General features: G+C 68.2%; 20 protein-coding genes. 12 read left to right on the top strand and 8 right to left on the bottom strand.

Features of this window, described 5'->3' with window-relative positions:
- The first annotated feature begins 120 nt into the window (after positions 1-120).
- The 3 genes from tkt to purT are packed head-to-tail and all read left to right on the top strand — an operon-like array spanning position 121 to position 3,663.
- Positions 121-2,070, top strand: coding sequence for a transketolase (tkt, locus tag IFJ75_RS01410; protein WP_404822090.1), 1,950 nt, complete (start codon positions 121-123; stop codon positions 2,068-2,070).
- Complete coding sequence (locus IFJ75_RS01405) at positions 2,070-2,462, top strand: VOC family protein (RefSeq protein ID WP_207870800.1); 393 nt, start codon at positions 2,070-2,072, stop codon at positions 2,460-2,462. The genes tkt and IFJ75_RS01405 overlap by 1 nt, the downstream gene beginning before the upstream one ends.
- Positions 2,463-2,466: 4 nt before the next feature.
- The gene (gene purT / locus IFJ75_RS01400; RefSeq protein ID WP_207870799.1) at positions 2,467-3,663 is read left to right on the top strand and encodes a formate-dependent phosphoribosylglycinamide formyltransferase; all 1,197 of its coding nucleotides are present in this window, start codon (positions 2,467-2,469) and stop codon (positions 3,661-3,663) included.
- Here purT and IFJ75_RS01395 read toward each other — a convergent pair.
- The 3 genes from IFJ75_RS01395 to IFJ75_RS01385 form a co-directional block, all read right to left on the bottom strand.
- Positions 3,644-4,930 carry a S41 family peptidase gene (locus IFJ75_RS01395; protein WP_207870798.1) on the bottom strand — a complete coding sequence of 429 codons (1,287 nt, stop codon included), beginning with the start codon at positions 4,928-4,930 and terminating at the stop codon, positions 3,644-3,646. The two genes, purT and IFJ75_RS01395, sit on opposite strands and share 20 nt — an antisense overlap.
- 9 nt (positions 4,931-4,939) lie before the next feature.
- The gene (locus IFJ75_RS01390; protein WP_225896937.1) at positions 4,940-6,250 is read right to left on the bottom strand and encodes a S41 family peptidase; all 1,311 of its coding nucleotides are present in this window, start codon (positions 6,248-6,250) and stop codon (positions 4,940-4,942) included.
- 96 nt (positions 6,251-6,346) lie between these two features.
- Entirely contained in the window at positions 6,347-7,033 is a 687-nt protein-coding gene (locus IFJ75_RS01385; RefSeq protein WP_207870797.1) for an EF-hand domain-containing protein, read from the bottom strand.
- 130 nt (positions 7,034-7,163) lie between these two features.
- Here IFJ75_RS01385 and IFJ75_RS01380 point away from each other — a divergent pair, with 130 nt between their 5' ends.
- From IFJ75_RS01380 to fba, 7 genes are all read left to right on the top strand, one after another.
- On the top strand, positions 7,164-7,868 hold the full coding sequence (locus tag IFJ75_RS01380) for a response regulator (protein ID WP_207870796.1): 705 nt from the start codon (positions 7,164-7,166) through the stop codon (positions 7,866-7,868).
- The gene (locus IFJ75_RS01375; RefSeq protein WP_207870795.1) at positions 7,865-9,454 is read left to right on the top strand and encodes an ATP-binding protein; all 1,590 of its coding nucleotides are present in this window, start codon (positions 7,865-7,867) and stop codon (positions 9,452-9,454) included. Before IFJ75_RS01380 ends, IFJ75_RS01375 begins: the two co-directional genes overlap by 4 nt.
- A complete protein-coding gene (locus tag IFJ75_RS01370) occupies positions 9,454-10,806 on the top strand; it encodes a S41 family peptidase (RefSeq protein WP_207870794.1) in 1,353 nt (450 codons plus the stop codon). The genes IFJ75_RS01375 and IFJ75_RS01370 overlap by 1 nt, the downstream gene beginning before the upstream one ends.
- Positions 10,807-10,930: 124 nt before the next feature.
- Entirely contained in the window at positions 10,931-11,938 is a 1,008-nt protein-coding gene (gene gap, locus IFJ75_RS01365) for a type I glyceraldehyde-3-phosphate dehydrogenase (RefSeq protein ID WP_207870793.1), read from the top strand.
- Positions 11,938-12,300 (top strand): hypothetical protein, encoded by a 363-nt coding sequence (locus IFJ75_RS01360; RefSeq protein WP_207870792.1) that lies wholly within the window; start codon positions 11,938-11,940, stop codon positions 12,298-12,300. The genes gap and IFJ75_RS01360 overlap by 1 nt, the downstream gene beginning before the upstream one ends.
- The gene (locus tag IFJ75_RS01355; protein ID WP_207870791.1) at positions 12,297-13,493 is read left to right on the top strand and encodes a phosphoglycerate kinase; all 1,197 of its coding nucleotides are present in this window, start codon (positions 12,297-12,299) and stop codon (positions 13,491-13,493) included. Before IFJ75_RS01360 ends, IFJ75_RS01355 begins: the two co-directional genes overlap by 4 nt.
- 115 nt (positions 13,494-13,608) lie before the next feature.
- Complete coding sequence (gene fba, locus IFJ75_RS01350) at positions 13,609-14,694, top strand: class II fructose-bisphosphate aldolase (protein ID WP_207870790.1); 1,086 nt, start codon at positions 13,609-13,611, stop codon at positions 14,692-14,694.
- Between the two features lie 7 nt (positions 14,695-14,701).
- Here fba and IFJ75_RS01345 read toward each other — a convergent pair whose 3' ends face one another.
- Entirely contained in the window at positions 14,702-15,337 is a 636-nt protein-coding gene (locus tag IFJ75_RS01345; protein WP_207870789.1) for a DUF2799 domain-containing protein, read from the bottom strand.
- Positions 15,338-15,433: 96 nt separating this feature from the next.
- Here IFJ75_RS01345 and IFJ75_RS01340 point away from each other — a divergent pair, with 96 nt between their 5' ends.
- A complete protein-coding gene (locus IFJ75_RS01340; RefSeq protein ID WP_404822089.1) occupies positions 15,434-16,426 on the top strand; it encodes an RluA family pseudouridine synthase in 993 nt (330 codons plus the stop codon).
- A gap of 226 nt (positions 16,427-16,652) precedes the next feature.
- Positions 16,653-17,540: an RNA polymerase sigma factor RpoH gene (gene rpoH / locus IFJ75_RS01335; RefSeq protein ID WP_207870788.1), complete on the top strand. Its 888-nt coding sequence runs from the start codon at positions 16,653-16,655 to the stop codon at positions 17,538-17,540.
- Positions 17,541-17,594: 54 nt separating this feature from the next.
- On the opposite strand, the gene IFJ75_RS01330 is transcribed toward rpoH, so the two are convergent.
- The 4 genes from IFJ75_RS01330 to IFJ75_RS01315 all read right to left on the bottom strand — a co-directional run bounded on the left by IFJ75_RS01330 (position 17,595) and on the right by IFJ75_RS01315 (position 21,963).
- Complete coding sequence (locus tag IFJ75_RS01330; protein ID WP_207870787.1) at positions 17,595-18,401, bottom strand: response regulator; 807 nt, start codon at positions 18,399-18,401, stop codon at positions 17,595-17,597.
- Between the two features lie 76 nt (positions 18,402-18,477).
- The gene (locus IFJ75_RS01325; RefSeq protein ID WP_207870786.1) at positions 18,478-19,773 is read right to left on the bottom strand and encodes an adenylosuccinate synthase; all 1,296 of its coding nucleotides are present in this window, start codon (positions 19,771-19,773) and stop codon (positions 18,478-18,480) included.
- A gap of 85 nt (positions 19,774-19,858) precedes the next feature.
- Positions 19,859-21,019 carry a phosphoserine transaminase gene (locus IFJ75_RS01320; protein ID WP_207870785.1) on the bottom strand — a complete coding sequence of 387 codons (1,161 nt, stop codon included), beginning with the start codon at positions 21,017-21,019 and terminating at the stop codon, positions 19,859-19,861.
- 2 nt (positions 21,020-21,021) lie between these two features.
- The gene (locus tag IFJ75_RS01315) at positions 21,022-21,963 is read right to left on the bottom strand and encodes a DnaJ C-terminal domain-containing protein (protein WP_207870784.1); all 942 of its coding nucleotides are present in this window, start codon (positions 21,961-21,963) and stop codon (positions 21,022-21,024) included.
- Between the last annotated feature and the right edge of the window lie 72 nt (positions 21,964-22,035).

The raw sequence follows: 22,035 nt of genomic DNA, 5'->3' as shown, positions 1-22,035 counted from the left end.
CGTGGACGGCTCGGGGTAAAGCGGCGCACCCAATTTTACCGCCCTCCGATCAAACGCCCCATCTACGAAAGGTCGCCCCCCATGACCGACCCCGCCACTGTGAAACCCACCCAGAAGCAGATGGCCAACGCCATTCGGGTCCTGGCCATGGACGGCGTCGAAAAGGCGAAGAGCGGTCACCCGGGCATGCCCATGGGCATGGCCGATGTGGCGACGGTGCTGTTTTCTAAATTCCTGAAGTTCGACGCGAGCCGCCCCGACTGGGCCGACCGCGACCGCTTCATCCTGTCGGCGGGCCACGGCTCGATGCTGATCTACGCCCTGCTACACCTGACCGGCTACAAGGCCGCGACCAGGCAGGAGCTGTCCAACTTCCGCCAGTGGGGTTCCAAGACCGCGGGTCACCCGGAGTACGGCCACATGCCGGGCGTCGAGGTCACGACCGGTCCGCTGGGTCAGGGTCTGGCCACTTCGGTCGGCTTCGCCATGGCCGAGCGTCATCTGGCGGCCAAATACGGTGAGGATCTGGTCGACCACCGCACCTGGGTGGTCGCCGGCGACGGCTGTTTGATGGAAGGCGTGTCGCAGGAGGCCATCGCCCTGGCCGGCCGCTACAAGCTGAACAAGCTGACCGTCCTGTGGGACGACAACGAGATCACCATCGACGGCAAGGTCTCGCTGTCGGACACCACCGACCAGAAGGCCCGCTTCAAGGCCGCCGGCTGGGCGGTCAAGGCCGTTGACGGCCATGATGTCGACGCCATCAAGGCCGCGCTGAAGTGGGCGACGAAGCAGGACAAGCCGACGCTGCTGGCCTGCAAGACCAGGATCGGCAAGGGCGCCGCCACCATGGAAGGCAGCCACAAGACCCACGGCGCCGCCTTGGGCGCCGCCGAGGTCGCCGCCACCCGCCTGGGCCTCGGCTGGGACCACGACCCGTTCGAATTGCCCGAGAACATCCAGAAGGCCTGGCTGAAGGTCGGCCGTCAGGGCGCCAAGCACCGCAAGGCCTGGGAAGCCCGTCTGGTCGCCTCGAAACAGGCTGCAGACTTCACCCGCGCCATGAAGGGCGACCTGCCGGAAACGGCCTTCGCCAAGCTGGACGCGAAGATCGCCGAACTGATCGAGACCAGGCCGGCCCAGGCGACGCGCCAGTCGTCGGGCGCCGCGCTCGACGAAGTGTTCGCCGCCATCCCGGAGCTGATCGGCGGCTCGGCCGATCTGACCGGATCGAACAACACCTTCGTCAAGGACACCCCGATCTTCGACGCCCCGACCTATGAAGGGCGCTACGTGAACTGGGGCATCCGCGAGTTCGGCATGGCCGCGGCGCTGAACGGTCTGGCCCTGCACGGCGGGATCATTCCCTACGGCGGCACCTTCATGGTGTTCTCGGACTACAGCCGCCCGGCGATCCGTCTGGGCGCCCTGATGGGTGTCCGCGCCATCCACGTCCTGACGCACGACTCGATCGGCCTGGGCGAGGACGGCCCGACGCACCAGCCGGTCGAGCACCTGGCGGCCCTGCGCGCCATCCCGAACCTCTACGTCTTCCGCCCGGCCGATACGGTCGAGGCCATGGAGGCGTGGAAGATCGCGTTGGAAGCCCGGACCACGCCGTCGGCCATGTGCCTGTCGCGCCAGAAGACCCAGGCAGTCCGCACCGTCGCCTCGGCCGAGAACCTGACGGCCAAGGGCGCCTATGAGATCAAGGCGGCCAACGGCGAAGCCAGGGTCACCCTGTTCGGCACCGGCACGGAACTGGCCCTGGCGCTGAAGGCCGCCGAGACGCTGGAAGCGGAGGGCACACCGACCCGCGTGGTCTCCGTTCCCTGTTTCGAGCTGTTCGAGAAACAGGACGCCGCCTATCAGGCCTCGGTCCTCGGCCGCGGCACGGTTCGCGTGGCCGTCGAGGCCGCGATCCAGCAGGGCTGGGAACGCTTCATCGGTGAAGACGGCGGCTTCGTCGGCATGTCGTCCTTCGGCGCCTCGGCCCCGGCGGAAGTGCTGTACGAAAAGTTCGGCATCACCTCGGACGCCGTCGTGGCCGCGGTCAAGGCGCGGCTGTAATGAGCCGCATTGGCGCGGTCAGCCTGCTGGTCCGCGACTATGACGAGGCCATCGCCTTCTATGTCGGCAAGCTGGGCTTCGAGCTTAGCGAGAACACCGAGATGGGCGGCGGCAAGCGCTGGGTCCGGGTGACGCCAAAGGGTGGGGACGCCTCCCTGCTGTTGGCCAAGGCGACCACTGAGGCCCAGATCGCCGCCGTCGGCAAACAGGCGGGCGACCGGGTCTGGCTGTTTCTCGAGACCGACGACTTCGCGCGGGACCATGCCGCGTGGACCGCGGCGGGCGTGACCTTCCGTGAGGCGCCGCGTCACGAACCCTATGGCGTGGTGGCGGTCTTCGAAGACCTGTACGGCAACGCCTGGGACCTTATCGAACCGGCCAAAGGAGCCTGACCTGATGAGACTCGGCACCCCGCTGTCGGACACCGCGATCCGCGTCATGCTTCTCGGCTCGGGCGAGCTCGGCAAGGAGGTGGCCATCGAGCTGCAGCGGCTGGGCGCCGAGGTAATCGCGGTCGATCGCTATCCCAACGCACCCGCCATGCAAGTGGCGCACCGCAGCCACGTCATCCCCATGACGGATCCGCAGGTGCTGAACGGCGTCATCATGGCCGAGGCGCCGCACATCATCGTGCCCGAAATCGAGGCCATCGCCACCGACGTCCTGGCCCATATCGAGGCGGCTGGAATGGCGACGGTGGTCCCGACTGCGCGCGCCGTGCAGCTGACCATGAACCGCGAAGGCATTCGCAGGCTGGCGGCCGAGGAGCTGGGCCTGCCGACCAGCCCCTTCGCCTTCGCCGGCTCGGCCGAGGAACTGGGGGCGGGCGCGGCGACCGTGGGTTATCCCTGCTTCGTCAAGCCGGTGATGTCCTCCTCCGGCAAGGGCCAGTCCTTCGTCGAGAACCCCGACGAGATCGCCGACGCCTGGGCCTACGCCCAGTCCGCGGGCCGGGTGGATACGGCCCGGGTCATCGTCGAGGGGCGTATCGATTTCGACTTCGAAATCACCCTGCTGACCGTGCGCTCGCTGGGCGCCGACGGTCAGGTCCGCACCGACTTCTGCGCCCCGATCGGCCATCGCCAAGTCAAGGGCGACTATGTCGAGAGCTGGCAGCCGCAGGCGATGAGCGAGGCCGCCCTGGCTGCGTCTCAGGACATTGCGGCCAAGGTGACCGGGGCGCTCGGCGGTCTCGGCGTCTTCGGCGTCGAGCTGTTCGTGAAGGGGGATCAGGTCTGGTTTTCGGAGGTGTCGCCGCGCCCGCACGACACGGGACTGGTGACCCTGGCCACCCAGACCCAGTCCGAGTTCGCCCTGCATGCGCGGGCCATTCTGGGCCTGCCGGTCGACGTCAGCCAGCGCGAGATCGGCGCCAGTGCGGTGATCTATGGCGGGATGGAAGCGGTGGGAATCGCCTTCGAGGGCGTCGCTGACGCCCTTTCGATGCCGACCGCCGACCTGCGTCTGTTCGGCAAGCCCGAGGCTTTCGAGCGGCGGCGCATGGGGGTGGCGACGGCGCGCGGCGCCACGACCGACGAGGCCCGCGAACGGGCCCGCGAAGCCGCCGGCAAGGTCAGGCCGGTTCGGGGATAGATTCAGGCTCGGAGACTTCGGCGACGCCGCGTCTGCTCCCGAGGATGGCGATCACCGCGGCCTCGAGCGTCGGGTCCCTGCCCTGTCTGAGCTCGTCCAGCGTCGGCGCCGTGACCACGTCCGGCGTCACGCCCTCATGCTCCAGCGTGACCCCGGCGGCGGTGCGGAAACTGCGCACCCCGATGCTGAGCATGCCGCCGTCCGGCAGGTCGAAATGGCGTGAGGCGACCACTGCCCCGGCCGACTTCGAACCGACCACCGGGCCGCGTTTGCTTTCCTGAACGGCGGCGGCGAACAGTTCGGCGGCGCTGGCTGTGCGGCCTGAGATCATCACCGCCATCGGACCGGTCCAGGGCGTGCGCCAACGGCCGGTCTTGCGCTCCCCGCCGAAGATCGGTCCGCCTTCGATGATTCCGTAGGCGGTCGGCTCGGTGAAGAAGGGCGACAGGATGCGCCGCAGCTCCCAGGCGTCGCCGCCGCCATTGCCGCGAAGGTCGATGATGATGCCGGGCGGCGGATCGGCCTGGGCGGCGGCCAGCTGGGCCTGAACCCACTCACGGCTGGGACCGTCGAAGGTGTTGAAGGTGATCACCAGAACGCCCTCAGGCGTGAGCTCGACATATCCCACCTCGCGCGGCAAAGGCGCGGCGGCGAAGGTGGCGTAATGCGGCTGATCCTGTGCATCGGCGAAGCCCCACCGATGCTCGCCCTCCAGATAGGCGCCGGTGATGACAAAGGGTTCGCCGTCGACGGTGTCGACGCGCCAGCCAGGCTGCAGCCCCGCCTTCGCCGCCGGGCCGTCGGGCCGAACGCGATCCACCACATAGCCGCCGCCCGCCCCGGCCAGGGAGAAGCCGAACTCCAGTCCCTCGCCCAGACGGCGCTGGCGGGTCAGACGGTTGGCGTAGGGCCTGATGGCGTTGGTGTGTTTGTCGCCCAGCTCGGCCAGCACGCCGTTCAGGGCGCGATAGAAGTCCGTCTCATCCGCACTGGCCACGACCTCGGCGCGCTTTTCCGTCGCCTGTGCGAGCCACTGCGCGCCGCTTTCCGTGCGCTGATAGTGCTGCTCCGACACCGCCTTGACGACGAGATCATAGACCCTGGTGTTGAGCGCCAGACGCTCGGGCGAGGCGTCGGCGACGGCGGCGACCTCGGGCACGCGCCGCTCGTTGGCGCCGGGCAGGGTCGCGCAGGCGCCGAGCAGGATCAGGGCCAGGCCGAGGGGCGCAGCCAGTCGCTTTGAAAGGTTGGAAAGCCGCCCGTGCATGGGCTCAGGCTAGAACGGTGAAGCCTGCACAGACAAGGCCTGCGCCGCCCCGCCGCCGGCCGTGACGTCACGCCGTCGCAAGGTGGCGACCGCAGCGTCGAGCGCGGGATCGGGCGCGGCGGCGGAGGCGGGCTCATCCGCGTCGGCGACGGCGACGTCCGGGGCGACGCCGCGCTTCTCCAGCCGGATCCCGCCGCGGGTGACGAAGTCCGAACGGCTGAGCGTCAGGCGACCGCCGTCGGGCAGACGCGTATCCTGTGAAATGAGAACGGCGCCGGCGGTCTTCTCGCCGACGATGACGGCGCGGCCGGCTTCCTGCAGGGCGGCGGGGGTCAGTTCGGCGGCGCTGCGACTGGAGCGATCAACCAGCACGGCAAGGGCGTTGGGAGCCGGGACCTCGAGGGCTCCGCAGCCGGACTGCACCCTCAGCGTCGAGGCGCGGCCGGTGCGCGAGGTGCGGGTGGCCCAGACCTGACGGTCCGGCAGGAAGCAGGACAGGACCGCATCCGCCTCCATCAGCAGACCGCCCGGATTGGCGCGCAGGTCCAGGACGACGTCAGTGTCGGCGGGCAGGTCTGCGAGCTGATCGCCCATCCAGTCGCCGAGGCCGGGCTCGAAACCCTCGACCCGCAGCACCAGAACGCCGGGACGGGACCGGTCGGCGACGAAGGCCGGCAGGGCGTCCATCTCGCGCGGGACCACCGTCACATCGTGCAGGGCGCCGGCGCCGTCGATGAACCGCAGGGCGATGGCCTGACCGTCGACGACGTCGAGGTCGGGGCTCCAGGCATTGTCGTCGGGGCGCAGCCGCCAACCCACGCGAACGCCTGCCTCCTCGGCGGGGGAGCCGGAACGGACGCGCTCGATCCGATAGACGCCGTCGCTCTCGGGATAGAGGGTCACCCCCATGATCGGATGACGCTCGCGCAGCAGGTCCTGACGCCGCACGGCGGCCGGAGGCGCGACGCCCGCGTGATCGTCATTGAGCAGGTCCAGCATCCGGTCGAGCACGCGATAGAGAGCGCCGTCGCTGGTCGCCGCCAGAGCCTGGGGCCGATAGGTCGCGCGCACCGCCCGCCAGTCCAGACCATGGATCGAGGGGTCGTAGTAGTCGCGCTGAACCTCGGTCCAGACCTGATCGAAGACCCGCTGATTCATGCGCGTCCGGTCGCGGTCGGGCGACGATGCGGGCGCGGGGACCGAAGCGGGGGATGCGGTAGGGATCGGGGCCTCGCCCGCCTGCACCGGGCCGACCGTCAGCAGGCTGACCATCGCCACCGCCGGAATCAGCCGCCGATACACGGTTTTGCTGGACAGCATCCGGGCATGAAAAGGGGTGGCGGAGATCATCCCCGCCACCCTATGCCGCGAATGCGGCGGTTCTCAAGCGCGATGCCGAACTTGTCAGCCCACGACCTAGTCGGGCGAGTTGGTCACCCTGCGGGTGATGACGTGGACGCCGCCCTCGCTCTTCTCGCCGCTTTCCAGATACCCGGAGTGATCGGCGTCCATGCGCTGGAAGGCTTCGCGCAGGGGCGCCAGGAACTCTTCCTCGCTGACCTTGCCGTCGTGGTCCTTGTCCAGATCGCCGGGACCTTCGCCGCCGGGACCGCCGATGCGGTCGATCTGGATAGGGGCGCCCGGAGGCGGCGGGGGCAGGTCGCCGTCGGCGCCGTCGCGACGCATCACGAAGACCCGGCTCTCTCCACCCGGGCTGCCCATCTGGCCGCTGAACAGAGCGCCGTGCGGACCGCCGTCTCCGACGTGGACACGCACCGGTCCACGGCCGAGACCACCGCCAGCACCCGGACCGCCGAGCACCACCATGGCCGCCGCACGGCCGTCGGCGAACTCTTCGGTGGAGATCTTGCCGTCGCGGTTCTTGTCGAGGAAGTCGAAGGCCTGGGTCTGGGGCGCGGTGAACTCGTCACGGGTGACGAAGCCATCGCCGTTCTTGTCGAGCGCGGGGCCGCGCGGACCGGGACCGTCCCCGCCCAGGGTGAAGACGCGAACTTCCTGATGGGCCCCTTCGGCAGGAACCGGCGGGGTTTGGGCGGCGTCAGGACCGGCAATGACGCCGGCGAGGATCATGGCGATAAGCATTCGTTGTGTCTCCGTTCTGGACGCCGTCATCGACCACGTTCGGCTTGCATGGATATTTCAGAACCGCATGGATTTGTTTCATCGCTGCAATGATGCGATGCATCAGCATCGGCATAAGGCGGCCATGCTCATGGAAATCCCCTCCCGTATTCTCGTCGTCGACGACGACCCCGGCATCCGCGAAGTGCTCTGCGACTACCTCGGTCAGCACGGCTATGAAGCCAGCGGCGCCGCCTCTGCCACCGAGATGGACCGCGCCCTCGCCGCCGCCTCCATCGATCTGATCGTGCTGGATCTGATGATGCCCGGTGAAGACGGCCTGTCGGTCGTGCGCCGGCTCAGCGGCAACGGTCCGCCCATCGTCATGCTCAGCGCCATGGGCGAGGACACCGACCGGATCGTCGGCCTTGAGCTGGGGGCCGACGACTATCTGGCCAAGCCCTGCAATCCGCGCGAACTGCTGGCCCGCGTCCGCGCCGTGCTGCGCCGTCCACGCGACGAGGAAGCCCCGACAGGCGGCCCGGCCCTGACCTTCGCGGGCTGGCGTCTGGACCTGATGCGGCGCGAGCTGACCCGGCCGGACGGGATGCTGGTGAGCCTGTCGGGCGGCGAGTTCGCCCTGCTGAACGCCTTCGCCGAGCGGCCTGGCCGCATCCTGACGCGCGATCAGCTCCTGGAGGCGGCGCGCGGCGCCGACGCCGACGTGTTCGATCGCGCCATGGACGTCCAGATCAGCCGACTGCGCAAGAAGCTGGATGACGGTTCGGGTCTGGAGATGATCCAGACCGTACGCGGCGAGGGCTATCGCTTTGACGTCAAGGTGACCCGCCGGTGAAACGGCCGTCATCGCTGCCTGTGCTGGTGTCGGTCGGGGCGCTGGCCGCCCTGGCCGTCGTCATGTCCCAGGCCGTGGCCTTCGCCGTCATCATCCTGGCGCCGGAGCCCGCGCCGGCCGGATACAGCCTCGCCTCAGCGGCGGAGGCCCTTCAGGGTCTACCCGCGAAGACAACGGACGGCCGCAAGCTGGTGCGCCGGATCGGCGACCGGCCGATCGCGGTCGACACCGACAACGACCGGCGCCCGAACGACCCGCTGGTGACCTTCGTCGCCGCCGGACTGGCGCAGCGGCTGAAGACCCCGGTCGAGAACGTGCGCGTCCGCATCGAGCATCGCGGGCCGCCGTTCGGCATGGGCCGTCGTCGGCCGGGTCAAGGCCCCTTCCCGGGTCCAGGTCCCGGCCCCGGACCGAATGGCCGCCCCGCCTTCGCGGGCAGTCAGACCAGCTTCGTCTTCGTACGACCGGACGGGCCGCCTCCGCAGCCGGGCTCCGCGCCCGACCGTCCGCCCTTGCCAGAGGGCCGCGCCGGACAGGACGGCGCGACGACGGCGGAGGTCTCGACCCATGTCACCATCCGTCGCCAAGGTTCGGGCGCGGTGGAGACCACCCGTCAGTTCAACATCATCGCCGACCGGCTCAACTTCGATCCCTTCTCCGCTTCGGTGAAGCTGCCGGACGGCAAATGGGCGACGGTCGAGCCGCCGCGTAGCCTGATCTCGCCCTGGCAGATGCGGCTGTTGATCTCGCTGCTGATCTCGATGGCGATCCTGGCGCCGATCGTCTGGTTGCTGGCGCGGCGGTTGACACGACCGATCCGGGTCTTCGCCGAAGCCGCCGAACGCCTGGGGGCCGATCCGGACGCGGAGCCGCTGAAGCCCACCGGCCCGACCGAGGTGCGCACCGCCATCGCCGCCTTCAATGACATGCAGGCCTCTCTGCGCGACCACATGCGCAAGCGGACCCAGACCATCGCCGCCATCGCCCACGACCTGCGCACACCCCTGACGCGGATCCGGTTTCGGGTCGAACTGGCGCCGCCGAAGCTGCGCGACCGCATGGTCGCCGATGTGGAGGAGATGGACGCCCTGATCGGCCAGGCCATGGCCTTCGTGCGCGGCGAGACCCAGGCCGAACGGCGCGAACCGCTGGATCTGGACGCCCTGGCCCGCGACTGCGCCGGCGGCTTCTCGGAGACCGGCGCTGCGGTGACCTTCGACGGCGGTCGCGCCCTGCCGGTCGAGGGCGATCCGGCGGCGCTGCGCCGAGCGATCGCCAATCTGATCGAGAATGGGGTGAAGTTCGCCGACGCGGCGCGGGTTCGCACCTTCCTGCTGGACGATCAGGCCGTGATCTCGGTCGAGGACGACGGCCCGGGCCTGCCGGAGGAAGAGCTGGAGATGGTGTTCGAGCCCTTCGCGCGCGGCGAGCGGTCGCGCAATCGCGAGACCGGCGGAGCGGGCCTGGGCCTGTCGGTCGCGCGTCAGGCGGCGCGGAGCGCCGGCGGCGACGTCAACCTGATCAATCGACCGGAAGGCGGACTGACCGCCCTGATGGTCCTGCCTCTGAAGACGGAGACGATCTGATGCGCGCCTTCACGACTGTCCTGCTTCTGCTGGCCGCCTCTCCGGTTCCCGCCCTGGCCCAGACGCCGGCGCCGGGACCCGCTGCGGGCTCGGCGCCCGCTCCTGCAGTAACCGCCCGCTCGCCGCGCGAGACGGTCCAGGCGGTGGCGACCCGAATCCGCGATCTCTACTTCGATCCCCGTCGCGCCGACGAGATCGCCAAGGGCTTGGAGGACGCCGCCGCGGCCGGCGAGTTCGACGCCCAGACCGATCCCCGCGATCTGGCGACGGCCCTGACCGTGCGGCTGCGTCCCCTCGACGGCCATTTCAACGTCGTCTTCGATCCCCGGCTCGGCGATGGCCCCCCGATGCGCGGTCCCGGTCCGCAAGCCGGACCTCGGCCCGGACCACGCCCGGCGAACCCGGCCGAGGCGCGCGGCCACTACGGTTTCCGGGGCGTCCAGATCCTGCCGGGCAACATCGGCTATATCGACCTGCGCCAGTTTTCCGAGATCGACTTCAACGATCCGAAGGATCCGGCCCGGGCGGCGGCGGATGCGGCGCTGAGCTTCGTCGGCGGTACGGATGCGGTGATCTTCGACCTGCGCGACAACGGCGGCGGCGCGCCGTCGATGGTCGGCTATCTGACCAGCGCCTTCACCCCGGCCAACGCCCCGATCTACAACATCTTCCATAGCCGCGAGGGGACCGAGAGCGAGGCTCCCGAGGTCTATCACGCGGATCCGCGCCTGACCGTGCCGGTCTATATTCTGACCAGCGCCCGCACAGGCTCGGCGGGCGAGGCCTTCCCCTATACCCTGCAGGCGGCGCGGCGCGCGGTCATCGTCGGCGAGGCCAGCGGCGGCGCGGCCAACCCGGGCGGCATGGTCCCGGCTGGCGGCGGCTTCGCCGTCTTCGTGTCCATGGGCTCCCCCGTCAATCCGATCACCGGCGGCAATTGGGAGGGCGCGGGCGTCAAACCGGACGTCGCAGTGTCATGGGACAAGGCGCTGGACACCGCCCAGACCCTGGCGCTGGAGAAGATCATCGCCGCCGACGGCGGCCGCACCGACGCGGTCTGGGCGCTGGAGGCGCTGCGATCGCAGGACCTGCCGGCCGAAGTGGCGGGAAATCTGGGGGACTATACCGGGACCTATGGCGACCGGACCATCTCTGTCGAAGGTGGGCGACTGAAGGTGGTGGCGGGACGTCGGCCGCCGGTCACGCTCGCGCCCCTCGGCGATGACCTGTTCACCATCGTGGGCGATCCCGGACGGCGCTACCAGTTCCTGCGCGGCGACGACGGCAAGGTCATGGGCTTGGAGGCCGTCGGCGTCGGTGGCGCGCCCCAAAGAATCCGCCGCACCGCCTGACATCGGTGTCAGGTCGTCAAGCGTCACAGTTGATCACTCGATGTTACGCCCGCGGGGTTGATCCGCGCGCGCGCGGGCCCCATTGAAGCGCCAACGATAAACCACCCCATTCAGGAGCCCGCCCATGACCCTTCGCGTCGCCATCAACGGCTTCGGCCGCATCGGCCGCCTCGTCCTCCGCTCGATCGTCGAGCATGGCCGTACGGATATCGAGGTCGTGGCGATCAACGACCTGGGCCCGGTGGAGACCAACGCCCACCTGTTCCGCTATGACTCGGTGCACGGCCGCTTCCCCGGCACGGTCACGACCGGTGAAGACTGGATCGACGTCGGAACGGGCAAGATCAAGGTCACGGCCGAGCGCGACCCGGCCAAGCTCCCGCACGCCGAACTGAACGTCGACATCGCCTTCGAGTGCACGGGCATCTTCACCTCCAAGGAAAAGGCCTCGGCCCACCTGACCGCCGGCGCCAAGCGCGTGCTGGTCTCGGCCCCCGCCGACGGCGCCGACAAGACCATCGTCTACAAGGTCAACCACGAAACCCTGACCGCCGACGACATCATCGTCTCCAACGGCTCGTGCACCACCAACGCCCTCGCCCCGGTCGCCAAGGTCCTGCACGACCTGTTCGGCATCGAGCGCGGCTATATGACCACCATCCACTCCTACACCGGCGACCAGCCGACGCTGGATACGATGCACAAGGACCTGTACCGCGCCCGCGCCGCGGCCCTGTCGATGATCCCGACCTCGACCGGCGCTGCCAAGGCCCTGGGCCTGGTCCTGCCGGAACTGAAGGGCAAGCTGGACGGCTCCTCGATCCGCGTCCCGACCCCGAACGTCTCGGTTGTCGATCTTAAGGTGGTCGCCTCGCGCGACGTCACCGTCGAGGAAATCAACGCCGCTCTGCAGGCCGCCGCAGATGGTCCGATGAAGGGCGTTCTGGCCACGACCGTCGAGCCGCTGGTCTCGCACGACCTGAACCACATCGCCGCCTCCTCGACCGCCGCCCTGCCCCAGACCCAGGTCGTCGACGGCAAGCTGGCCCGCGTCCTGACCTGGTACGACAATGAGTGGGGCTTCGCCTCGCGCATGGCCGACACCGCCCTGGTGATGGCCAAGTTCCTTTGATGACGACGCGGCGCCCTTGGATCCTCTGGGGCGCCGCATTGTTGTTGGCTTTGCTCGGGGTCCTCGCGGGGGCGTCATTCAGTCTTGCGGCGAAAGCGATCTGGATGGCGGCGCAGCCCCGCACCCTGATCTTCGGGTGGACCGCAGTTGCCGCCTTCGGCCTTGCCAGCCTCGTCTGGTTGGCCGCTGTCATTTGGCTGTTTGGCCGCTTGCGCGGTCCCGGCCGCTGGATATTCGCCATGGCCGCGGCAGTTCTCGCCATCTGCCCCGTGGTCATTATGAAACTTGAGAAGCCCGGACTGGCGGAAACGATCACGTTGACGCCCGCCGAAGCCCAGACATGGAAGACCGCCCGCCCATGACCTTCCGCACCCTTGACGACGCCGGCGCCCTCGCGGGCAAGACCGCCTTGGTTCGCGTGGACTTCAATGTGCCGATGGAGGGGGGCAAGGTCACCGACGACACCCGCCTGCGCGTCGCCCTGCCCACGATCAACAAGCTGCGGGAGGCCGGCGCCAAGGTCGCGCTGCTGGCCCACTTCGACCGCCCCAAGGGTCAGGTCGTGCCCTCGATGAGCCTGAAGCCGATCGCCGGACCGCTGGCCGAACTGCTGGGCGCGCCGGTTCACTTCGCCGAGGACTGCGTCGGCGGCCCGGCCCATGCGGCCATCGACGGCCTGGACGCCGGCGGCGTGGTCCTGCTAGAGAACGTCCGCTTCCACGCGGCGGAAGAGGCCAATGATCCGGAGTTCGCGACCAGCCTCGCCGAACTGGCCGACCTCTATGTCAACGACGCCTTCTCGGCCGCCCACCGCGCCCACGCCTCGACCGAGGGCGTCGCCCACCACCTGCCCGCCTATGCCGGCGAATCGATGCGGCGCGAGCTGGAAGCGCTGGATGCGGCGCTCGGCACTCCGCAGAAGCCGGTGATCGGGATCGTGGGGGGATCGAAGGTCTCGACCAAGCTCGATCTGCTCAAGAACCTGGTCGGCAAGCTCGACAAGCTAGCCATCGGCGGCGGCATGGCCAACACCTTCCTGTTCGCACAGGGCGTGGATATCGGCGGCTCGCTGGCCGAAAAGGACATGGCCGACACGGCCCGCGAGATCATGGCCAACGCCGAAAAGGCCGGCTGCGAGCTGCTGCTGCCCGTCGATGTCGTGGTCGCGACCGAGGTCAGGCCGGGCGCCGAGGCCCGCACCGTCAAGGCCGGCGAGGCCCTGTCCGCCGACGACAAGATCCTGGACGCCGGTCCCGAAACGGTGGCGAAGCTGAACGCCGCCATCGACGGCTCGAAGACCCTGATCTGGAACGGGCCGCTGGGCGTGTTCGAGGTCCCGCCCTTCGACGCCGCCACCGTCGCGGCCGCCAAACACGTCGCGGACAAGACCAGGGCTGGCGCCCTGATCGCCGTCGCGGGCGGCGGGGACACGGTCGCTGCCGTGAATCACGCGGGCGTGGCCGACGACCTGACCTTCGTCTCCACCGCCGGCGGCGCCTTCCTGGAATGGATGGAGGGCAAGCCCCTGCCCGGCGTAGAGGCGCTGCGGGCCTGAGGACGCGGCCCGACAGACTGACGCAGCGTAATGCCTGTTACATGACGTGACTTTGTTGCGCTGCGGCGCTAGTCTCCCGACAAAATAAAACAGACTGACATCAGGGGACTACACAATGGCGCGCATCACGCTGCGGCAATTGCTCGACCACGCGGCCGAGAACGACTACGGACTGCCGGCCTATAATATCAACAACATGGAGCAGGGTCTGGCGATCATGGAGGCGGCCCATGAGGTCAACGCCCCGGTCATCATCCAGGCCTCGCGCGGCGCCCGCAGCTATGCCAACGACATCGTCCTGGCCAAGCTGATCGACGCCCTGGCCGAACTCTATCCGAACATCCCGGTCTGTATGCACCAGGACCACGGCAACGGCGCGGCGACCTGCGCCACCGCTATCCAGTACGGCTTCACCTCGGTGATGATGGACGGTTCGCTGGAAGAAGACGCCAAGACCCCGGCCAGCTACGAGTACAACGTCGACGTCACCCGCCGCGTCACCGAGATGGCCCACAGCTGCGGCGTCTCGGTCGAGGGCGAGCTGGGGGTTCTGGGTTCGCTGGAAACCGGCATGGGCGAGGCCGAGGACGGCCACGGCTTCGAAGGCAAGCTGGACCACTCGCAACTGCTGACCGACCCGGACCAGGCCGTCGACTTCGTCGCCGCCACCAAGGTCGACGCCCTGGCCATCGCCATGGGCACTTCGCACGGCGCCTACAAGTTCACGCGCAAGCCGGACGGCGACGTCCTGGCGATGAATGTGATCGAGGAAATCCACCGCCGCCTGCCCAACACCCACCTGGTGATGCACGGCTCTTCGTCGGTTCCGCAGGACCTGCAGGACATCATCAACGCCTATGGCGGCCAGATGCCCCAGACCTGGGGCGTGCCGGTCGAGGAAATCCTGCGCGGCATCAAGCACGGCGTGCGCAAGGTCAACATCGACACCGACAACCGCATGGCCATCACCGGCGCCATCCGGAAGGTTCTGGTCGAGAAGCCGGGCGAGTTCGATCCGCGCGCCTATCTGAAGCCCGCCAAGGAAGCCATGAGGAAGCTCTGCAAGGAGCGCTACCAGCAGTTCGGCTGCGAGGGCATGGCGGACAAGATCACGCCGATGTCGACCGCCCAGATGGCCAAGCGCTACGCCTCCGGAGCCCTGGATCCGTCGTTCCGCGGCGCGGCCGTCAAGGCAGCCTGACGAAACCTCAGACCGGGTAGCGGCCGCTCAGCAGGAACCGCACCCGGTCTTCCTCCCGCCGCGCCTCGTCCAGTGCATTGCTGGCGTCGCGCGCGGCGCGGCGGGCGTCGCGGATTTCGCCACGCACCTCCTCGATCCGATCCCGGATGCGCTGCCGCTCCTCGTCGGACAGCCCTTCCTGCCGCAGCTCGCGCTGCTTGGCGTCCAGCTTTTCTTCTCGATCCGACACCCGGGCCGCTGCGCTGCTCAAGGCGCTGTGGGCCGATTCCACCGCGGCCTCGGCGACGTGGAGCCTCTGTCCGTCCTCATAGGCCGGCAGGAAGGCCGCCTCCTCCTCAGGCCGGCAGACGCCGTAGTAGGTGTTGCCCGCCCGCCCTTCGGACCACCCTCGCTCAAGGGTGCAATAGGACCGCAGGCCGTCCTCGCGCGCCGAGCTGTAGGCGACCGGATCGACCGCCACTTGGAATTTGGCGCAGGCGTCGATGTGACTGCTCAGCCGGGTCATTGGATATCCCGCCATTCCGTCGGCATGCCCCTTCTCGCCCCAGGCGCCGGCGCGGCATTCGTCCTCACTCATGGTCGCGCAGCTGCCCAGCAGCATGGCGCCCGCGACCAGGCCGCCTGCGATCAGAAGCCGCTTCATTGAATGACCCTCCCCTTCCAAGCTTCACTATTGGGCGAGGTTATGTCTGCGGCAAGCGCATCGTCGTGCTAGGAAGGCGCCGTGTCCGCCCCTGACCTGATCGACGAGGACGATCCCCTTCCGAGCGAAATTCTGGAGGCGCGCATCGACGCGTCCGGAATGCGGCTGGACAAGGCGCTGGCCCAGGCCTTCCCGACCCTGTCACGCGCCCGTCTGCAGGCGCTTCTAGCCGAAGGCGCCGTCAGCCGCGAAGGCCAGATCCTGACCAGTGGCTCGGCCAAGGCTCAGCCCGGCCTCCATGTCGTCTGCCTGCCGCCCGTCGCCCCGGCCCTTCCCCAGCCAGAGGCCATTCCCCTGATGGTCCTCTATGAGGACGCAGACCTGATCGTCATCGACAAGCCCGCCGGCATGGCCGCCCATCCTGCGCCGGGCTGTGAAACCGGCACCCTGGTCAACGCCCTTCTGGCCCACTGTGGCGACAGCCTGTCAGGCATCGGCGGCGTCGCCCGGCCCGGCATCGTCCATCGCCTCGACAAGGACACATCGGGCGTCATGGTCGCCGCCAAGACCGACCGGGCCCATGCCGGGCTGTCCGCCCTTTTCGCGACCCACGACATCGAGCGGACCTATATCGCCCTGACGCGGGGCGCGCCCTCGCCGGCGTCCGGACGCATCCAGACCCAGATCGGCCGGTCGTCCTCGGACCGCAAGAAGATGGCGGTGCTGCGTTCCGGCGGGCGCGAGGCCATCACCGACTATGTTGTCCAGAACGCCTTCGCCGTTCCCGCCAAGGCCGGGGCCGCTCCGCTCGCGGCCCGCGTCGCCTGCACCCTGCACACCGGCCGCACCCATCAAATCCGTGTGCATCTGGCCTCGAAGGGCGCTCCGATCCTCGGCGACGCCGTTTACGGCTCCGGTAGCCCCGCGCTCTCCGTGAAGGCCGCCGTCGCCGAGGCGGGTTTGACCCGTCAGGCCCTCCACGCCGCGGTTCTGGGTTTCGTTCATCCGGTGACCGGCGAGAACCTGCGTTTCGAGACCGCTCCGCCCCCGGACATGGCGGCCCTCGAGGCCCTCCTCGCCGCGCTGTGATACGATCGCACAGTCAGTCTTGATTAAGAACTTACTGGTCGCTATATGGTCCTTCGACCGGTGCGAGTGGCGCCAGGAACACGGTCACGCTTCTGTGTGACGATCCGCCCCTACAATGTGCGGAAACCCGTAGCTACTTGATTGGTTGAGGGGTGAGGGCCCGGCGCACATTCGGTGGCCGGAACCGGAGAGCCCGCTCGTTGATACGGGTCGGAGGGACCAGACTATGGCTGCATTGAAATCGATCGCGGTGATGTCGCCTGAACAGGGACTGTCGCGCTATCTCACGGAAATCCGCAAGTTTCCGATGCTGACCAAGGACGAAGAGTTCATGCTGGCCAAGCGCTGGTCTGAACACCAGGACGCCGAGAGCGCCCACCGCTTGGTCACCTCGCACCTTCGCCTCGTGGCCAAGATCGCCATGGGCTATCGCGGATACGGCCTGCCGATCGGTGAAGTGATTTCCGAAGGCAACGTCGGCCTGATGCAGGCCGTCAAGAAATTCGATCCGGACAAGGGCTTCCGCCTGGCCACCTACGCCATGTGGTGGATCCGCGCCTCGATCCAGGAATACATCCTGCGCAGCTGGTCGCTCGTGAAGATGGGCACCACCGCCGCTCAGAAGAAGCTGTTCTTCAACCTGCGCAAGGCCAAGAGCCAGATCTCGGCCTTCGAGGAGGGCGACCTGCATCCTGAGCACCTCTCCGCCATCGCCACCAAGCTGGGCGTGACCGAGGAAGAGGTCACCAACATGAACCGCCGCCTCGGCGGCGACGCCTCGCTGAACGCGCCGCTGCGCGTCGATGGCGAAAGCGAATGGCAGGACTGGCTCGCCGACGATACGGCCGTGTCTCAGGAAACCGCCCTCGCCGACAATGAAGAGAAGTCGCTGCGCATGGGACTGCTTCAGGAAGCCATGGGCGAGTTGACGGATCGCGAGAAGCACATCCTCACCGAGCGCCGCCTCAAGGACGATCCGGTGACCCTGGAAGAGCTCGCCAGCCAGTATGGCGTCAGCCGCGAACGCGTGCGCCAGATCGAGGTTCGCGCCTTCGAGAAGCTGCAGAAGGCCATGCGCGCCGCTGCCGAAGAGCGGAACCTCGTCGACGCCTGATCGCCGATAGCGCCTAAAAAGAAAGCCCGGCTCCGCGAGCCGGGCTTTTTTGATTCAGGACGCCCGGGCCAGCTGTTCCGGTTGGTGTAGGGCCAGAAGCCCGCCGATCGGCTGAGCCAGCGCCGCCTTCGAAGGCAGGCCTGCCGCCAACAGGGCTTCCAGACCCGCAGCAGCGATCGCCAGCTTCGCATCTGCCGTCTTGATGGCCAGCGCCTTCAGGGTTTCCGCCTGCTGGCGCGCGGCCCGCACGGCTTGGGTCGGGTCGCTGTCGTATTGGGCCAGGGCGGCGGCGAGAATCCGCATAGCCTGGTCCTTGACGGCCACGGCGGCAGCGGCGGCGGAGGCGGGCTTGTCCTGTTTGCGTTTCTGCGGCCCGGCGTATTCGCCGGAGTTGAAGCGGCGACGGTCGGGCCCGACGTAGGCGACGCCTTCGATCCAGTCGCGCGGCTTCAGGGCCACGTTCTCGACACGGCGGAACAGGTCCGACGCGGTAAAGGGCTTGCGCAGAAACTCGTGCACGCCGCAGTCGCGAGCGCCCTTGATGGAGTTCGCCGTGGCTTCCGCCGTCACCATGATCACCGGCGAGCGGCGGCTGGCAAGGTTCGACCGGCGCAGCTTGCGCGTGAAGCCCTCGCCGTCCAGACGCGGTCCCGCCCGCTCAGTGAAAATCAGACCCGGCTCGATCTCGCGGATCGAATCCATGGCACGCAGCTCGTCGGTCTCATGCACCACCTCGCGGGAGCCCAAGCTCTTCATGAGGTCGAGCAGCAGCCGCGCCGCCGCCGGATTCGGATCGACAACCACCACCCGCTGAATGGTCGGCGCGATACGGGCAAGGGTTTTGGCGTCGGCAGCAAACAAGGGGACACTCCGCGATGGAGCGTTATCCCTACCGGCTTCCGGTTAAGACCGCGTTGAACGGTCGAGCTTTTTCGCCCTATCCGAGGAAGGGATCACGGACCAGGATGGTGTCGTCCCGTTCGGGGCTGGTGGACAGGATCGCGACGGGTGCGCCGATCAGCTCCTCGATCCGCCGCACGTATTTGATCGCATTGGCGTTCAGGTCCTTGAAGCTACGGGCCGAAACCGTGCTTTCGGACCAGCCTTCCAACTCTTCGAACACAGGCTCGGCGGCGGCCTGCGCCTTCAGGCTGGACGGCAGATAGTCCAGAACCTGCCCGTCGATCTTGTAGCCCACGCAGATTTTCAGCGTCTTGAGCCCGTCCAGAACGTCCAGCTTGGTCAGGGCGATGCCGTCGATGCCGTTGATGGCCACCGACTGGCGCACCAGCACGGCGTCGAACCAGCCGCAGCGGCGGGCTCGACCCGTATTGACCCCGACTTCGCGCCCCACGGTCGCCAGGTGCTCGCCGACCTCATCGAACAGTTCGCAGGCGAAGGGCCCTTCGCCGACGCGGGTCGTATAGGCCTTCACGATGCCCAGCACATAGCCGGGCCCCTTGGGACCGATGCCGGACCCCGCCGCCGCTTGGCCCGCCACGGTGTTGGAGCTGGTGACATAGGGATAGGTGCCGTGATCGACGTCCAGGAAGGCGCCCTGGGCGCCTTCGAACAGGACGCGCTTGCCGGCGCGCTGGGCCTGATCCAGCACGCGCCAGGCCGGCTGGGCGTAAGGCAGGATCTTCGGCGCGATCTCCAGCAATTGGGCCAGCAGCGCATCCGGATCGATGGGCTCAAGCCCCAGTCCGGCGCGCAGCGGATCATGATGCGAGCGCAGGCGGTCGATCTTGACCTTCAGGTCTTCGGCATTGGCCAGGTCGCAGACCCGGATCGCCCGACGGCCGACCTTGTCTTCATAGGCCGGGCCGATGCCGCGACCCGTGGTGCCGATCTTGGCGCCCGGCGCGCTCGCCGCGGCCTCACGCGCCACGTCCAGCGCCGGATGGATGGGCAGGATCAGGCAGGCGTTGTCCGCGATGGTCAGGATACCGGGATTGATGGAAATCCCTTGCGCCTCGATCTTCTCGATCTCTCCGACCAGATGCCAGGGATCGACGACCACGCCGTTGCCGATGATCGAGGGTTTGCCCTGCACCACGCCCGAGGGGAGCAGCGCCAGCTTGTAGACCTTTCCATCCACGACCAGCGTATGGCCGGCGTTGTGACCGCCCTGGAACCGCACGACCATATCGGCCCGGTTCGACAGCCAGTCGACGATCTTGCCCTTGCCCTCGTCACCCCACTGGGCGCCGACCACCGCAACATTCGCCAAAACCGTCTCTCCGCACCAATGCCTGTAATGGGCGGGCGCAGCCTATAGCGGGGGAATCGCCGAATGTCGTCCCGGTTGGGACGTTTTATCTGGCCTGAAGCTCGCCAACCGCCGTTTCGAACGCCCATTCCAGCCAGGGCGCGGCTGCGATCACGTCCGCCGTCTCGACTGTACAGCCGCACCAGAGACGCAGTCCGGGGGGCGCGTTGCGATGCGGCTCCATGTCGAACACCGCCTCCTCGCCTTCCAGTAAGGCCTTGAATCGCACCACGAAAGCCTTCTGCGCCTTGTCGTCCAGGGCCGCGACCCGGGCGTCGGTGAACTTCAGACAGACCGAGGTGGTCGAACGGATTTCCGGCCGCTCGGGCAGGAAGGCGATCCAATCCGTTTTCTCGACCCAGGCTTCCAGCGCCGCATAGTTGGCGTCGGTCCGGCGGATCAGCTCCGTGAGCCCTCCCGCGCCCTCGGCCCACTCCAGGGCGTCGATCCAGTCCTCGATGGTCAGGATGGAGAAGGTGTTGATCGCCACACCGTCGGCCAGCGCCCGGTCAAAGCCCTTGCCGTCATTGATCCTGAGCAGCTTGGGGATCGGTCGGGTCGGCTTGAAGCCGTCCAGCCGAGCCACCGCACGCTGCGACAGCACCATCACCCCGATGCCCGCCTCGCCGCCCAGCGCCTTCTGGAACGAGAAGGTCACGACATCGAGTTTGTCCCATGGCAGCGGCATGGCGAAGGCGGCCGAGGTGGCGTCGCAGATGGCCATTCCCTCGCGATCGTCCGCGATCCAGTTGCCGTCCGGCACGCGCACGCCGGAAGTCGTGCCGTTCCACGGGAAGACGACATCCCTGGACCAATCGACCTTCGACAGATCCGGCAGCTCGCCCCAGGGCGCTGTCAGGGCCTCGGGTTCCAACCCCAGATGGGTCTTCACATCCGCCAGCCACGTCAGGCCGAAATTCTCATAGGCGACGACCTGCACCGGCCGCTCACCCAGCATGCCCCACAGCGCCGCCTCGACCGCGCCCGTGTCCGAACCCGGGGTGTAAAGCATCAGATGGCTCTCCGGGACCTCCAGCACGGCGCGGGTCAGCCGTAGGCCTTGAGCGAACCGCTCGACCACCTCGGGCGCGCGAATGCCGCGTCCCAGCAGGCTGGCAGGAAGGGCGCCCAGACTATATCCCGGTCGTTTCGCGGTCGGCCCAGACCCGAACCAGGGGCGGGCAGGCTTGGCGGCAGGCTTGGTCATGGTCAGTCCCGGAACGGCCGAACGGGCCCCTCGTCGCGGCGCTTCTGAGCCAGTTTGGTCAGGGCCTCGTCCTCGCCTTCCGGCAGGGCGATCATCAGCTTGGCCAGCAGATCGCCACGCTTCCCGTTGGCGAAGGCGCCTCGTCCTTTGAGGCGGAGCACCTTGCCCGAGGTCGAGCCCTTGGGAATGGTCATGCTGACCGTGCCTTCCGGAGTCCTGACGGGAATTTTGCCGCCCAGAACCGCGTCGTACAGCGACACCGGCTGGTCCATGGTCAGATCGGCGCCATCGACCTTGAACACGGAATGCGCAGAAATCTTCAGCTCGATCAGGGCGTCGCCCGCCGGGCCCCCGCGTCCCGGGGCGCCCTGCCCCTTCAACCGAATTGTCTGGCCGTCTCCGGCGCCTTTGGGAATGGCGACGTCGAGCGTGCGGCCGTCCGAGAATTGGATCCGCCGGGTCGCGCCCGTGATCGAGTCCTCCAGGCTGATATCCAGCGTGGCGCGCACATCCGAGCCCTTGCCGTTGAACGGCGACCGTCCCCCGGCTCTCGCCCCGCCGCCGCCACCGCCGAAGCGGCCGAACAGTTCTTCCAGATCGATGTCGTCGAAGCTGGCCCGCCCGCCCGGGCCGCCGGCGCCTGAGAAACCGCCAAAGCCGGAGAACCCGCCAGAGCCGCCGCCGCCGCCACGCCCGCCGCCGAAGCCGGCGTACTGTTCGCGGCCGTCCGCGTCGATCTGCCCTTGGTCGAATTTGGCGCGCTTCTCGGCATCGCCCAGCAGGTCGAAGGCGGCGGTGATCCGTTTGAACCGCTCCTCGGCCGCCTTGTCCCCCGGGTTCTTGTCGGGGTGCAGTTCCTTGGCCAGCTTGCGGAAAGCCTTCTTGATCTCGTCCGCGCTCGCGCCCCTGGAAACGCCAAGTTCCTTATAGGGATCGCCCGCCACGTCTGCACCGCTCCACCGAAATCAGCCCGACACACAACGCGCCGCGCCCGAAAGGGAAAGCCGTCAGTTAAG

The organism is Brevundimonas goettingensis, assembly GCF_017487405.1.
Classification (GTDB): domain Bacteria; phylum Pseudomonadota; class Alphaproteobacteria; order Caulobacterales; family Caulobacteraceae; genus Brevundimonas; species Brevundimonas goettingensis.
The sequence above is the reverse complement of the archived record's forward strand: the minus strand, read 5'-3'. Positions and strand labels throughout refer to the sequence as shown.

Excerpts from the sequence above, each read along its gene's own strand:
- purT (WP_207870799.1), top strand. The coding sequence starts at position 2,467 with ATGAGACTCGGCACCCCGCTGTCGGACACCGCGATCCGCGTCATGCTT.
- IFJ75_RS01385 (WP_207870797.1), bottom strand. The coding sequence starts at position 7,033 with ATGCTTATCGCCATGATCCTCGCCGGCGTCATTGCCGGTCCTGACGCC.
- IFJ75_RS01405 (WP_207870800.1), top strand. The coding sequence starts at position 2,070 with ATGAGCCGCATTGGCGCGGTCAGCCTGCTGGTCCGCGACTATGACGAG.
- IFJ75_RS01320 (WP_207870785.1), bottom strand. The coding sequence starts at position 21,019 with ATGACCAAGCCTGCCGCCAAGCCTGCCCGCCCCTGGTTCGGGTCTGGG.
- tkt (WP_404822090.1), top strand. The coding sequence starts at position 121 with ATGGCCAACGCCATTCGGGTCCTGGCCATGGACGGCGTCGAAAAGGCG.
- IFJ75_RS01380 (WP_207870796.1), top strand. The coding sequence starts at position 7,164 with ATGGAAATCCCCTCCCGTATTCTCGTCGTCGACGACGACCCCGGCATC.
- IFJ75_RS01360 (WP_207870792.1), top strand. The coding sequence starts at position 11,938 with ATGACGACGCGGCGCCCTTGGATCCTCTGGGGCGCCGCATTGTTGTTG.
- rpoH (WP_207870788.1), top strand. The coding sequence starts at position 16,653 with ATGGCTGCATTGAAATCGATCGCGGTGATGTCGCCTGAACAGGGACTG.
- fba (WP_207870790.1), top strand. The coding sequence starts at position 13,609 with ATGGCGCGCATCACGCTGCGGCAATTGCTCGACCACGCGGCCGAGAAC.
- gap (WP_207870793.1), top strand. The coding sequence starts at position 10,931 with ATGACCCTTCGCGTCGCCATCAACGGCTTCGGCCGCATCGGCCGCCTC.
- IFJ75_RS01395 (WP_207870798.1), bottom strand. The coding sequence starts at position 4,930 with ATGCACGGGCGGCTTTCCAACCTTTCAAAGCGACTGGCTGCGCCCCTC.
- IFJ75_RS01345 (WP_207870789.1), bottom strand. The coding sequence starts at position 15,337 with ATGAAGCGGCTTCTGATCGCAGGCGGCCTGGTCGCGGGCGCCATGCTG.
- IFJ75_RS01355 (WP_207870791.1), top strand. The coding sequence starts at position 12,297 with ATGACCTTCCGCACCCTTGACGACGCCGGCGCCCTCGCGGGCAAGACC.
- IFJ75_RS01390 (WP_225896937.1), bottom strand. The coding sequence starts at position 6,250 with ATGCTGTCCAGCAAAACCGTGTATCGGCGGCTGATTCCGGCGGTGGCG.
- IFJ75_RS01370 (WP_207870794.1), top strand. The coding sequence starts at position 9,454 with ATGCGCGCCTTCACGACTGTCCTGCTTCTGCTGGCCGCCTCTCCGGTT.